The 12898-nt window shown below is 69.5% G+C and carries 10 protein-coding genes and 1 pseudogene; 5 read left to right on the plus strand and 6 right to left on the minus strand.

The features are described from left to right. The first annotated feature begins 776 nt into the window (after window positions 1–776). Complete coding sequence (locus G3I77_RS13890; protein WP_374385389.1) at window positions 777–3869, plus strand: FG-GAP-like repeat-containing protein; 3093 nt, start codon at window positions 777–779, stop codon at window positions 3867–3869. 215 nt (window positions 3870–4084) lie between these two features. On the opposite strand, the gene G3I77_RS13895 is transcribed toward G3I77_RS13890, so the two are convergent. Next, a complete protein-coding gene (locus G3I77_RS13895) occupies window positions 4085–5242 on the minus strand; it encodes an acyl-CoA dehydrogenase (protein WP_248503572.1) in 1158 nt (385 codons plus the stop codon). Window positions 5243–5430: 188 nt separating this feature from the next. On the opposite strand from G3I77_RS13895, the gene G3I77_RS13900 reads away from it, so the two are divergent. Beyond that, window positions 5431–6774, plus strand: a complete 1344-nt coding sequence (locus tag G3I77_RS13900) for a UDP-glucose/GDP-mannose dehydrogenase family protein (RefSeq protein WP_248503573.1) — start codon at window positions 5431–5433, stop codon at window positions 6772–6774. 42 nt (window positions 6775–6816) lie between these two features. On the opposite strand, the gene G3I77_RS13905 is transcribed toward G3I77_RS13900, so the two are convergent. Next, window positions 6817–7386, minus strand: a complete 570-nt coding sequence (locus G3I77_RS13905; RefSeq protein WP_248503574.1) for a CGNR zinc finger domain-containing protein — start codon at window positions 7384–7386, stop codon at window positions 6817–6819. A 128-nt stretch (window positions 7387–7514) separates the two neighbouring features. On the opposite strand from G3I77_RS13905, the gene G3I77_RS13910 reads away from it, so the two are divergent. Both G3I77_RS13910 and G3I77_RS13915 read left to right on the plus strand, forming a co-directional pair. Next, complete coding sequence (locus tag G3I77_RS13910) at window positions 7515–7886, plus strand: VOC family protein (protein ID WP_248503575.1); 372 nt, start codon at window positions 7515–7517, stop codon at window positions 7884–7886. Window positions 7887–7900: 14 nt separating this feature from the next. Beyond that, window positions 7901–8293 carry a VOC family protein gene (locus G3I77_RS13915; protein WP_248503576.1) on the plus strand — a complete coding sequence of 131 codons (393 nt, stop codon included), beginning with the start codon at window positions 7901–7903 and terminating at the stop codon, window positions 8291–8293. A 315-nt stretch (window positions 8294–8608) separates the two neighbouring features. On the opposite strand, the gene G3I77_RS13920 is transcribed toward G3I77_RS13915, so the two are convergent. Next, window positions 8609–9745, minus strand: a complete 1137-nt coding sequence (locus G3I77_RS13920; protein ID WP_248503577.1) for a dipeptidase — start codon at window positions 9743–9745, stop codon at window positions 8609–8611. 174 nt (window positions 9746–9919) lie between these two features. On the opposite strand from G3I77_RS13920, the pseudogene G3I77_RS13925 reads away from it, so the two are divergent. Continuing rightward, window positions 9920–10078: pseudogene (locus tag G3I77_RS13925) on the plus strand (alkene reductase); the annotation flags it as partial. Here the strand turns inward: G3I77_RS13925 and G3I77_RS13930 are convergent. Genes G3I77_RS13930 through G3I77_RS13940 form a run of 3 tightly spaced genes read right to left on the minus strand, consistent with a single transcriptional unit; the run spans window position 10018 to window position 12877 of the window. After that, window positions 10018–11205, minus strand: a complete 1188-nt coding sequence (locus G3I77_RS13930) for a dipeptidase (protein ID WP_248503578.1) — start codon at window positions 11203–11205, stop codon at window positions 10018–10020. The pseudogene G3I77_RS13925 and the gene G3I77_RS13930 overlap by 61 nt on opposite strands. A 5-nt stretch (window positions 11206–11210) precedes the next feature. Continuing rightward, a complete protein-coding gene (gene purE, locus G3I77_RS13935; protein ID WP_078885255.1) occupies window positions 11211–11738 on the minus strand; it encodes a 5-(carboxyamino)imidazole ribonucleotide mutase in 528 nt (175 codons plus the stop codon). Beyond that, complete coding sequence (locus tag G3I77_RS13940) at window positions 11735–12877, minus strand: 5-(carboxyamino)imidazole ribonucleotide synthase (RefSeq protein ID WP_248503579.1); 1143 nt, start codon at window positions 12875–12877, stop codon at window positions 11735–11737. The genes purE and G3I77_RS13940 overlap by 4 nt, the downstream gene beginning before the upstream one ends. Window positions 12878–12898 lie beyond the last annotated feature (21 nt).

Raw genomic sequence — 12898 nt, forward strand, 5'->3', positions numbered from 1 at the left:
AACACGCAGAGGGAGAGTGCCCGCCTCCGTCTTCGTGCTGCCATGTGCCGGGACAGTGACCGTGGCGGTGCCCGGCTTGGGCCAGGACGATTTCGGCCCGGCCTTCCAGGAGTGGGCAGCCGTCTGATCCGGGCGGGAGATCCGGTGCTTCTTCACCGACTCGACGGGAACCGGATCCGGGTTCTTCAGCTTCGCCAGCGACAGTTCGGCCGCCGCGGCCACCGGGCCGCCCAGCAGGCCGGCCACCAGATAGGCGATCAGCGACACCGCGATCCAGCGTGCCCACTGCACCCGTCTCTTGATCGTACGACCGGGACCTCTCGTCCCCTTCATTCGCAAACCGGACACAATTCCCCCCGCGAGAGACCCAAGAGCGTGAAGATCTTGCGGAACGTATCACCGCACAAAAGCAGCAGTAAATGACCGATCAAGGGATTGGCTCGTTCTTGCCTTTCTGCGGATCGGAGTGAGCAGAATGTTATCTTCCGGAAAGGATCGAAAGCTGCGTCATCCTTATTGAGAGCAACCGGAGGGCGCGCCAAACGCCCTTACTTTATTGGCGAGTTGGCAGCTCCACAGGCGGTCAGTCCAGATTCTCCGCAGTTGCCCAAAATTAAACGATCTATCCAAGATGCGAATCTCTGACACCGTCCGCGCGCAGCCCAAAAATCGCCATACGACTCACTCCTGGCACCCCGATGCAAGCTCTCCTCGCGCCGACTTGTCAGCGTTATATGGTGCGCCCAATCTGGTGCAGGAAACGAAAAGGAGACGTAATGACAGACCATCGAAGATGGCCACGGTCTGGAAAGGCGCGTCGCGTATCCGTCGTCGCTGTCATCGCATCGGCCCTGACAATGTCGTTGATCTCGGCCGTGCCGTCAGCTGCAGATGCCGGCCCGTCCTCTTCGCCCAGCGGGCAGCAGTACTCATCCCAGGAGTCACAGGCGCTGGCTGACGCCGCGGAATCGGGGGAGCCAGTGGAGGTCCTCTCCCTCCGCACCGAGGCGTCGCAGGTGTTCGCCAACCCCTCGGGCACGTTCACCGAGGAGCGCTACGCCACCGCCCAGTGGGCGCGCAAGGGCAACAGGCTCGTTGACATCGACACCGCTCTCAGCCTGGGCGCAGACGGGAAGATCACGCCTGAGGCCACCACAGTGGGTCTTGAGTTCTCCGGCGGTGGCGAGGGACCGCTGGCGACCATCACCCGAGACGGTCGTAGCATCTCCCTGTCCTGGCCCGCCGACCTGCCCAAGCCGCAGATCGCAGGCGACACGGTCACCTATCCGGGCGTGCTGCCCGATGTGGACCTCAAGCTGCGCGCCACCGCCTCCGGATTCGCGCAGTTGCTCGTCGTGAAGTCCGCTCAGGCCGCCGCGAATCCAGACCTGAAGACCATCGGATATCAGATGTCCAGCGACGGTGTGGACGTCACGACGGACGAGAACGGCAATCTGAGCGCCGTCAACCCGGGCGGACAGGAGCTGTTCACCGCACCGACCCCCCGTATGTGGGACAGCTCGTCCGACAGCACGGCCTCCATGAGTCTGCGGATGGCCACTGCCGATGGGCCCGCGGGTACCCCTGCGGGCCACGACGAGTTCGAACCACGGCAAGGAGCACAGCAGGCCGCCATCCCCGTCAAGGTCACGGACGACAGCCTGCAACTGACTCCGGACTCGGACCTGATGACCGGCAAGGGCACGACCTACCCGGTCTACATCGACCCCTACGTCGAGGGCTCGCGCCACTCGTGGACCATCGCCTACAAGAAGTACCCGAACAGCTCCTTCTTCAACGGCGCCGGCTTCAGCGGCGGCACCACCACCGCCCGGGCGGGCTACGAGAATGAAACCAACGGCCTGGCCCGCTCCTACTTCCGCATGAACACCAAGAACCTGTGGAACACGAAGAAGCAGGTCATCAAGTCCACGTTCCGGATCAAGAACAGCTGGTCCTGGTCCTGCACCGCCAAGCCCGTCGAGCTGTGGCGCACCACCGCCATCACCTCATCCACCACGTGGAACAACCGCCCCGACCGGCGCGAGAAGATGTCCACCATCACCGACGCCAAAGGCTGGAGCTCCGACTGCCCGGCCGGCAACCTCGCCTTCAACGTCACCGAGGGGGCCAAGGACGCCGCAGCAGGCAAGTGGAACACCATCACCTTCGAGCTCGCAGCCTCCAATGAGTCCGACGTGTACGGATGGAAGAAGTTCGACGCCAAGTCGGCCGTACTCTCCACCCAATACAACACCTACCCCAACGCCCCCACCGGCCTGGACACCATCCCCAGCACCAAGAACAGCAAGGGATGCGGCGACACCGCCCCCTACGGGCTGATCGGCAACACGGACATCTACCTGACCGCCAAGGGCAGCGACAGCGACGGCGGCACCGTCAAGATCGAGTTCAATCTATGGGCCACTGGCCACCACCCCAACGACGACCCGAAGGGCGTGATCATCGTTGACAAGACGGTCTCCGTCTCGTCCGGCACTGTCGCGAAACTCAAGGTCACGAAGGCGGAACTGACCCCCTACCTGAAGCTGGCGAACGGCAACTTCACTTGGAAAGCCCGCAACTACGACGGCTCCCTGTACTCCGACTGGACACCCACCAGTGGCGCTCCCGGCTGCCGGTTCGTCTTCGACCCCAACCGGCCCAGCACCCCGCCGGGCATCACCTCCAGCCGGTTCCCCGACGGCAGCGACGGCTGGCCCGCCGTGACCGGCAGCGTCCGCACGGAAGGGGCCTTCGCCCTCTCGAGTGGTGGTGTCACCGACGTCACCAAGTACGAGTACTGGACCGATACCGACCCCGCTGTGCGCACCGCCACCCCTGGCAGCGCGGGCGGCAGCGTCACGGTCAAGTTCACCCCGACGGCCGCTGGGCCCAACCACCTCTACGCCCGCAGCCTCGACAAGGCCGGCAACAAGTCGGACACCGCCGACTACCTCTTCTACGCCAACGGCCCACTGAAGGTCGACCAACCGGGAGACATCAACGGCGACGGCAACCCCGACATGTGGGCCGTGGACAAGGACGGCACGCTACGCCGCTTCTACGGTGCCGGGGACGGAACCGTCACCGAGGCCTCCAATACCGCCAGCAGCATCACCTGGACCGGAGCGAAGATCACACATCGGGGGGACTGGACGGGAGACGGCTACGAAGACCTCATCGCCCTGCGTCACGACGCCACCGCCAGCTCCGACCGACTCTGGCTGCACCCCAACACCGGCTACGGATTCGCCTGCAGTGAGTGCACCGGCGACATCCACGACAAACAAGAACTCACCGTCTACGACTCCGCCAACAACCACTGGCAGAACGCCGACCAGATCCTCGCCATCGGCGACGTCGACGGTCCGCTGGACGTCGACAGTGACGGTGTCGACGACATCGCGGGCTACCCCGATCTGCTGGTCAGGCAGGGTGACCTGCTGTGGCTGTACTTCGGTGCCCCCGACAACCGCCTCGACACCGACCGCGAACCGATCCTCATCGGGCCCGACAGCTGGAGGAACACGGACCTGTTCGCCCCTGGCGACACCAACGGCGACGGTCGCGTCGACCTCGGCGCCCGCGACCGCACCACCGGCAACCTCTACGTCTACCGCGGCACCGGCGACGACGGCGACGGACTGGCCGACCAGGCAGCCAAGGTCCGGACTGGCGCCAACTTCACCACCACCGGCACTCCCCTGATCACCTCACCCGGAGATGCCAACGGCAGCGGCAAGGCATTCGACTTGTGGTTCACCCGCAGCGACAACGCATTGTGGAACTATCTGGACATCAGCAGCGGCAGTTCCACCATGGCCAAGGTCAGCGAAGGATGGCAGGGCTACCAGGCCATTAGCTGAGCACTCCCGCACAAGGCCTCCCCCGCACGCACACGCGGGGGAAGCCCCTCGGCGTCCGTATCACTTGTCCTCTCCGGCGCCAACAGCACCTCGCGTGCTCGGCCAGGAAGGCGGACACTCTCCCGACCGGGGTCGACTCCCAGCGGGTCTCCCACAAGAGTCCGGCCCCGCCGCTCACGCGGCGGGGCCAGCACCCCAGGACGTCCCTCCGTCTTCTACGGAAGGTTCCTCGCCATCACGATCCGCTGGACCTGGTTCGTGCCTTCATAGATCTGGGTGATCTTGGCGTCGCGCATCATGCGCTCCACCGGGTAGTCGCGGGTGTAGCCGTATCCGCCGAGGAGCTGGACCGCGTCCGTGGTGACCTCCATCGCCACGTCCGAGGCGAAGCACTTGGCGGCGGCGCCGAGGTAGGTGAGGTCGGCGTCGACGCGCTGGGACGCGGCGGCGGCCTGGTAGGTCAGGGCCCGGGCGGCCGAGATCTTCATGGCCATGTCGGCGAGCATGAACTGGATGCCCTGGAAGTCGGCGATCGGCTTGCCGAACTGCTTGCGCTCCTGGACGTAGCCCTTGGCGTAGTCGAGGGCGCCCTGGGCGATACCGAGGGCCTGGGCGGCGATGGTGATGCGGGTGTGGTCGAGCGTCTTCATCGCCGTGGCGAAGCCGGTGCCCTCCTCGCCGATCATGCGGTCGGCGGGGATGCGGACGTTGTCGAGGTAGACCTCGCGGGTCGGGGAGCCCTTGATGCCGAGCTTCTTCTCGGGGGCGCCGAAGGAGACGCCCTCGTCGGACTTCTCGACGACGAAGGCGGAGATGCCCTTGGAGCGCTTCGCCGGGTCGGTGACGGCCATCACCGTGTAGTACTCGGACTCGCCGGCGTTGGTGATCCAGCGCTTCACGCCGTTGAGGATCCAGTGGTCGCCGTCGCGGACGGCCTTGGTCTTCATGCCCGCGGCGTCGGAGCCGGCGTCCGGCTCGGAGAGGCAGTAGGAGAACATGCCGTCGCCCTTGGCGAGCGGCGTCATGTACCGCTTCTTCAGGTCCTCGGAGCCGGAGAGGATCACCGGCAGGGAGCCCAGCTTGTTCACGGCCGGGATGAGCGAGGAGGAGGCGCAGACCCGGGCGACTTCCTCGATCACTATGACGGTGGCGAGCGCGTCCGCGCCGGAGCCGCCGTACTCCTCGGGTACGTGCACGGCGTGCAGGTCGTTCGCCACCAGCGCGTCGAGGGCCTCGCGCGGGAATCGGGCCTCCTCGTCCACCGCGGCGGCGTGCGGCGCGATCTTCGCCTCGGCCAGCGAGCGGACGGCGTCACGGAGCATGTCGTGCTCCTCGGACGGGCGGTACAGGTCGAAGTCAGCCGATCCGGCCAAGGTCTCTCACGCTCCAAAACGCTGCGACGGTGACGCTAACTACCGTTAAGTAATCAAAAGTTTATGGGGTCGCCCACGGGAGTGATACGTGAGCTAGGCGACAGCGGAGAAGTTGCCCGTTGAAGCGCGCCGCCATGCCCCGGATATGCTCGGGCGCGCACCACATGCCGTAGACCCCTGGAGTACCCATGGCCCTGAAGATCACCGTGATCGGCACCGGTTATCTCGGCGCGACACACGCGGCGGCCATGGCCGAGCTGGGCTTCGAGGTGCTCGCCCTCGACGTCGTGCGCGAGAAGATCGAGAAGCTGGAGCGCGCCGAGGCCCCGATGTACGAGCCGGGTCTCGAGGAGCTGCTGCGCAAGCATGTCGCCGGCATCGAGGGCTCCAGCGGCCGGCTGCGCTTCACCCAGGACTGGGCCGAGATCGGCGCGTTCGGCGACGTGCACTTCGTCTGTGTGAACACCCCGCAGCGGCACGGCGAGTACGCCTGCGACATGAGCTACGTCGACGCCGCGATGGCCTCGCTGGCCCCGCATCTGCACGGTCCGGCGCTGGTCGTCGGCAAGTCGACGGTGCCCGTGGGTTCCGCGGACCGTCTGGCCGCCTACCTGGCCGCGCACGCGCCCGCCGGGGAGGACGCCGAGCTGGCGTGGAACCCGGAGTTCCTGCGCGAGGGCTTCGCCGTGGACGACACGCTGCACCCCGACCGTCTCGTGGTCGGCGTGCGCAGCGAGCGGGCCGAGAAGCTGCTGCGGGAGGTGTACGCGACGCCGATCGCCGAGGGCTCGCCGTTCGTGGTCACGGACTTCCCGACCTCGGAGCTGGTGAAGACCTCCGCGAACTCCTTCCTCGCCACGAAGATCTCCTTCATCAACGCGATGGCGGAGGTGTGCGAGGCCGCGGGCGGGGACGTCGCCAAGCTGGCGGAGGCCATCGGGTACGACGACCGGATCGGCAAGAAGTTCCTGCGGGCCGGGATCGGCTTCGGCGGCGGCTGTCTGCCGAAGGACATCCGGGCGTTCATGGCGCGCGCCGGTGAGCTGGGCGCGGACCAGGCGCTGACGTTCCTGCGGGAGATCGACTCGATCAACATGCGCCAGCGCGGACAGATGGTGGAGCTGACCCGGCAGGCGCTGGGCGGCGGGCCGTTCCTGGGCAAGCGGGTGGCGGTGCTGGGCGCGACCTTCAAGCCCGACTCGGACGACGTACGGGACTCGCCCGCGCTCAACGTGGCCGGGCAGATCCATCTCCAGGGCGGCCAGGTCACGGTGTACGACCCGAAGGGCATGGACAACGCCCGCGGTGTGTTCCCGACCCTCGGCTACGCCGACTCGGCGCTGGATGCCGTGCGCGGCGCCGACATCGTGCTGCACCTGACGGAGTGGCGGGAGTTCCGCGAGCTGGACGCGGAGGCGCTCGGCGAGGTCGCGGCGGCGCGGGTCATCCTGGACGGCCGCAACGCCCTGGACCCGGAGCGCTGGCGCAAGGCCGGCTGGACGTACCGGGCGATGGGGCGTCCGAAGGCCTGAGCGCGACAAGCGCCCCACAGGTGACGCCGGTTCGGCCGAGGCTCAGTCGGCCGAATCGGCGTCTCCTGCATTCTGCACCACCGGGCCGGAGCGCGTGGTGCCCTGTGCGTCCTTGGCCCGGTACCGGCGCATCTTCGCCCGGGCACCGCAGACCTGCATCGAGCACCAGCGGCCGCGGCCTGCCGGGCTGCGGTCGTAGTAGGCCCAGTGGCAGTCGGCGGCCTCGCAGGCCTTGAGGCGGGTCCAGGTGCCGGCGACCAGGGACTCGGCGACGGCGGCGGCCACGCGCGCGTGGAGGGAACCGGCGTCGGCGGGCGCGAGGGCGGCCGAGCCGTCCGCCGGGTCGACCGTGACGACCAGGGGGGCCGAGGTCAGGAGGTCGCCGAGCGGGGGCACCGCGCGGTGCGGCGGGTGGCCGGCGTGAGCGAGCAGGACCGCGCGCAGGGACTCGCGCAGGGCCCGGGCCTGCTCGGCCTCGTCGTCCCCGGTGATCGCGAACCGCGTCCGGCCCTCCGCCGTGTCCAGCGCGTCCGCGCCCGATTCGATGTCCAGCGTGTTCACCAGGGCCTCGACCAGGGCCAGGCCGCCGGGCGCGGGCGATCTCTCCGTCATGGCTGGACCGTACCTCTCGGATTTCCTCTTGCGAGGTTACCGCCCATGCGGGAGCATGCAGTAACGGTTACTGGTTACTCGCCTTTGCAGGTAACGGTGAAGGCAACCGCGACTTCGAGGAGAAGGTCATGGCTCTCGCAAAACTGGGTGTCGTCGTCCTGGACTGTCCCGACCCGCACGCACTGGCCGCCTTCTACGCCGAGGTGCTCGGCGGCACGCCGACGGTGGAGACCGACGGGGAGGACGTGTGGGTCGATCTGAAGGTGCCGGGCGGCACACCTCTGGCCTTCCAGGCCGCTCCCGGATACGTACCGCCGCAGTGGCCGTCCACCGACCACTCGCAGCAGTTCCACCTCGATCTCGTGGTGGACGACCTGGACGCGGCCGAGAAGGGCGTGCTGGCGCTCGGGGCCAAGCCGCTGGACGCCGAGGACCGGGAACGGACCTTCCGGGTTTACGCCGACCCGGCCGGGCACCCGTTCTGCCTCTGCGCCTGCTGACACCGGGATGCCCCGTGTCCGCCGTGGCACGTTTCCGTTCCGTGGTCGTCGACTGCCCCGACCCCCGCGAGCCGGCCCGCTTCTACGCGCGGGTCGGCGGCGGTACGCCGGAGGACGACGATCCCGACTGGGTGGTGCTGCGCATCCCCGGCGGGCCCCGGCTCGCCTTCCAGCGCTCCCCCGGCCACACCCCGCCGGAGTGGCCGCGGGCCGACCGCAATGCCCAGCAGTTCCACCTGGACTTCGACGCCGGGTCCACCTGGGACGAGATCGACGCGGCCGAGGAACGGGTGCCGGCGCTGGGCGCGCGGGTGCTGGACAAGGAGGACGACGAGAGGAAGGGCTTCCGCGTCTACGCCGACCCGGCGGGACACCCGTTCTGCCTGTGCCGGATCGAACACGCCTGATCCGGTCCGGTCCACGCCGGATCCGGTCCGGTCCACGCCGGATCCGGTCCGGTCCACGCCGGATCCGGTCCGGTCCACGCCGGCTCCAGTCCGGTCCACGCCTGATCCGGTCCGGTCCACGCCGGATCCGGTCCGGTCCACGCCGGATCCGGTCCGGTCCACGCCGGCTCCGGTCCGGTCCACGCCGGCTCCAGTCCGGTCCACGCCGGCTCCAGTCCGGTGCACGCCGGCTCCAGTCCGGTGCACGCCGGCTCCAGTCCGGTGCACGCCGGATCCGGCCGGGTGCTGCCTGATCCGGACCGGCCGGCAGGCCCGCTACCCGTCCAGCTCCGAGATCGTCGCCGTCGACGGCTCGCGGCGTTGCTGGGCGGCGCGGGCCGTGAAGTCGGCGCCGCGCAGGACGCGCTGGACGTTGGCCCAGGTCAGCAGCGCCACATCGGCCTCCTCCCAGCCGCGCCGCAGCAGCTCGGCGATCAGCCGCGGATAGCAGGACGTGTCGCCGAGCTCCTGCGGGTGGGCGGCCCCGGAGTCGTAGGTGCCGGACAGCCCGACGCAGTGCGCTCCGGCCACGGCACGGATGTGGTCGAGGTGGTCGGCGACATCGCGGACGGTCGGGCCGGTCTGCTCGGCGGTCAGCGGCACCAGACACAGCCCCTTGGCCGCGCCCAGCTCCGCCAGCAGGTCGTCGGGGATGTTGGCCGGGTGGGGGCGCAGGCTCCGGGCCGCGGAGCGGCTGCACAGCACCGGTGCCCGGGAGAGGCTCAGGACGCGACGCAGGGTCTGGGTGGAGGCGCCGGAGAGGTCCGCGATCACGCCGAGGCGGTTCATCTCGCGCACGACCTCCTCACCGAACCGGGTCAGCCCCGCCTCGCTCGCCCAGGACACCCCGGTCAGCGTGAGGACGCGCAGGCCGAGCAGGTGCAGCTGACGCAGGATGCCGATCGAGTCGCCCAGGGCCGGGGCGCCGGCGGGGCCGAGGAGCACGGCGACACGGCCGCAGTTGCGGGCGTCCGCGACCTGCCCGGCCGTGCAGGCCGGCCGCAGGCCCTGCTCACAGGTCCGGACGACCGCCTTCGCCAGGTCCAGCTGCTCCAGGGTGGCGCCGACGGCCCGGTCGCCGTCGAGGCCCTCGGGCAGGTGCAACGACCAGAACAGGGCGCCCACATGGCCGCTGCGCAGCCGGGGCACATCCGTGTCGACGGTGCTCTCGCCGTCCTCCAGGTCGTACCAGGACAGGCGCTTGAGCGCCCAGGGCAGTCCGTTGTAGCCGTCGGCGACGGGGTGCGCGGCGAGGATGGCGCGGGCCCGGGTCATGGGCGCGTCGTCCGGGTCGGAGACGGGCTCGTAGGCCTCCGCCGTGACGACGCCCTCGTCGGGGTACGGCTCGGCCAGCTCGTCGAACTCGCCGGCGGCCGCGGCGGTGGTGCGCAGGTCGTCCTGGAGGTCTGCCATGGCGGCTCCGTACGGTCGTTCGTGAGGTACGGTCACCGTCGCACGGAGCGGGGAGCGGTTCCTGATGGGCGGGGCGTTCGGAGTAGGGCGCCGGCCACGCACACAGGTGTCCTCAGGGCAGCCGGGCCGCCCCGATCACCTCGTCCAGGGTGTCCCGGGAGCGGACCAGGTCGGCGGCTGCGGCTCGGGGCGCCCCTGAACGAGATGCGCGACCGGTACTTCATGTATGTGGGCGGGGCGACCGGCTACACCGACTACCCCGCCCTCGGCGATCAGCCGGCGGACGCGTCCAGCGACCCGATCGTGGCGTTGGACGGCGACCGCGTCGCCTGAAGCCCGCGGGCCACGTCCTCCGCCGCGTCCAGGACCCGGACCGCGTTCTTCCAGGTCAGCTTGGTCAGGTCGGCCTTGGACCAGCCGCGCTCCAGTAGTTCCGCGAGGAGGTTCGGGTAGCCGGAGACGTCGGCGAGGCCGTCGGGGGTGAAGGCCGTGCCGTCGTAGTCGCCACCGATGCCGAGGTGGTCGATGCCGGCCGCCTCGCGCATGTGGTCCAGGTGGTCGGCGACCGTCGACACCGTCGCGACCGGGCGCGGGTGCCGCTCCTCGAAGGCGCGGTGGACCTTCATGGCCTCCGCGGTGGTGTCGAGGTGGTGGAAGCCGTGGGCGCGCATGTTCTCGTCGGCCTCCGCCGTCCAGTCCACGGCCGCCTGGAGCACGAACTTCGGCACGAACGTCACCATCGCCATGCCGCCGTTGGCCGGAAGCCGTTCCAGGACGTCGTCGGGGACGTTGCGCGGGTGGTCGCACACGGCCCGTGCGGAGGAGTGGGAGAACATGACCGGGGCCGAGCTCGCGTCGAGCGCGTCCCGCATGGTCGTCGCCGCCACGTGGGAGAGGTCGACGAGCATGCCGAGCCGGTTCATCTCCCGGACGACCTCACGGCCGAACGCGGTCAGGCCACCGGCCTTCGGCTCGTCGGTCGCGGAGTCCGCCCAGTCCACGTTGTCGTTGTGGGTGAGGGTCATGTACCGCACGCCGAGGCCGTACAGGCCGCGCAGGGTGCCCAGGGAGTTGGCGATGGAGTGACCGCCCTCCGCGCCCATGAGCGAGGCGATACGGCCCTCCCCGCGCGCGGCCTCCATGTCGGCGGCGGTGAGCGCGGGACGCAGGTCCTCGGGGTGACGGGCCAGCAACTGCCGTACGCAGTCGATCTGTTCGAGGGTGTCGGCGACCGGCTCCGGCGAGTCCGTGCGGACGTACACCGACCAGTACTGCGCGCCGACACCGCCCGCGCGCAGCCGGGGGATGTCGGTGTGCAGGTGCGCGCTCTGGTCGGCGGCGATGTCCCGGGCGTCGAGGTCGTAGTGGACCTGTGCGCGCAGCGCCCAGGGCAGGTCGTTGTGGCCGTCGACGACCGGGAACTCGCGCAGGAGTTCCCGGGCTGCCTCCAGGGAGGTCATCGTCGTCACTTCCCCGCGCCGAAGCCGAATCCGCCCGAGCCCTCGACCTTGGAGCGCAGCCGCTTGCCCTTCTCGGTGGCCTGGTCGTTCAGCTCCTGCTGGAAGTCGCGCATCCGGCCGCGCAGTTCCTCGTCGTGCGCGGCGAGGATGCGGGCGGCCAGCAGACCGGCGTTGCGGGCACCGGCCACGGAGACCGTGGCGACGGGGACACCGGCCGGCATCTGCACGATCGACAGGAGGCTGTCCATGCCGTCGAGGTACTTCAGCGGCACGGGCACGCCGATGACGGGCAGCGGGGTCACGGAGGCGAGCATGCCGGGCAGGTGGGCGGCGCCGCCCGCCCCGGCGATGATCACCTTGAGCCCGCGGCCGTCGGCCTGCTCGCCGTAGGCGACCATCTCGCGCGGCATGCGGTGCGCGGAGACGACGTCGACCTCGTAGGCGATCTCGAACTCGTCGAGGGCCTTGGCGGCGGCCTCCATGACGGGCCAGTCGCTGTCCGACCCCATGACGATGCCAACAACAGGGCTCATTCGGTGATGGTGCCTCTCAGGTAGCCGGCTGCGTGACGGGCGCGCTCCAGCGCGTCGTCCAGGTCGTCGCCGTAGGTGTTGACGTGACCGACCTTGCGGCCGGGCTTCACGTCCTTGCCGTACATGTGGATCTTGAGCTGGGGGTCGCGGGCCATGCAGTGCAGGTACGCGGAGTACATGTCCGGGTAGTCGCCGCCGAGGACGTTGACCATGACGGTCCACGGGGCGCGCGGGCGCGGGTCGCCGAGGGGCAGGTCCAGGACCGCCCGGACGTGGTTGGCGAACTGGCTGGTGACGGCGCCGTCCATCGACCAGTGGCCGGAGTTGTGCGGGCGCATCGCGAGCTCGTTGACGAGGATGCGGCCGTCGCGGGTCTGGAACAGCTCGACGGCGAGGTGGCCGACGACGCCGAGTTCCTTGGCGATGTTCAGCGCCATCTCGGAGGCCTCCAGGGCGAGGGCCTCGTCGAGGTCGGGCGCCGGGGCGATGACCGTGTCGCAGACGCCGTTCACCTGGCGGGACTCGACGACCGGGTAGGCCACGGCCTGCCCGTGCGGGGAGCGCACGACGTTGGCGGCGAGCTCGCGGACGAAGTCGACCTTCTCCTCGGCGAGCACGGGTACGCCGGCCTTGAAGGGATCGGCGGCCTCCTCGGCGGAGTCGACGACCCACACGCCCTTGCCGTCGTAACCGCCGCGGACGGTCTTGAGGACGACGGGGAATCCTCCCCCACTCTCGGCCGCGAAGGCGGCCACGTCCTGCGGATCGGAAACGATCCTGTGCCGGGGGCAGGGGACGCCGATCGCGTCGAGCCTCGCGCGCATCACCCCCTTGTCCTGGGCGTGCACGAGCGCGTCGGGGCCGGGGCGCACGGGGATGCCGTCCGCCTCCAGAGCCCTGAGGTGCTCGGTGGGTACGTGTTCGTGATCGAAGGTGATCACATCGCACCCACGGGCGAACTCGCGCAGCGTGTCGAGATCGCGATAGTCGCCGACGACGACATCGCTCACGACCTGCGCAGCGGAGTCCTGCGGGGTGTCACTGAGGAGCTTGAACCTGATGCCCAGCGGGATGCCCGCCTCGTGTGTCATACGAGCGAGCTGGCCACCGCCGACCATGCCGACTACCGGAAACGTCACTCCCCCAGGGTATCGGCCGCG

Origin of the sequence: Streptomyces sp. D2-8, assembly GCF_023184515.1 — a bacterium.
In the GTDB taxonomy this organism is placed as follows: Bacteria; Actinomycetota; Actinomycetes; order Streptomycetales; family Streptomycetaceae; genus Streptomyces.

Coding starts and splice junctions, on each gene's coding strand:
- G3I77_RS13890 (WP_374385389.1), top strand. CDS start 777: ATGACAGACCATCGAAGATGGCCACGGTCTGGAAAGGCGCGTCGCGTA.
- G3I77_RS13900 (WP_248503573.1), top strand. CDS start 5,431: ATGGCCCTGAAGATCACCGTGATCGGCACCGGTTATCTCGGCGCGACA.
- G3I77_RS13905 (WP_248503574.1), bottom strand. CDS start 7,386: ATGACGGAGAGATCGCCCGCGCCCGGCGGCCTGGCCCTGGTCGAGGCC.
- G3I77_RS13910 (WP_248503575.1), top strand. CDS start 7,515: ATGGCTCTCGCAAAACTGGGTGTCGTCGTCCTGGACTGTCCCGACCCG.
- G3I77_RS13920 (WP_248503577.1), bottom strand. CDS start 9,745: ATGGCAGACCTCCAGGACGACCTGCGCACCACCGCCGCGGCCGCCGGC.
- G3I77_RS13930 (WP_248503578.1), bottom strand. CDS start 11,205: ATGACCTCCCTGGAGGCAGCCCGGGAACTCCTGCGCGAGTTCCCGGTC.
- purE (WP_078885255.1), bottom strand. CDS start 11,738: ATGAGCCCTGTTGTTGGCATCGTCATGGGGTCGGACAGCGACTGGCCC.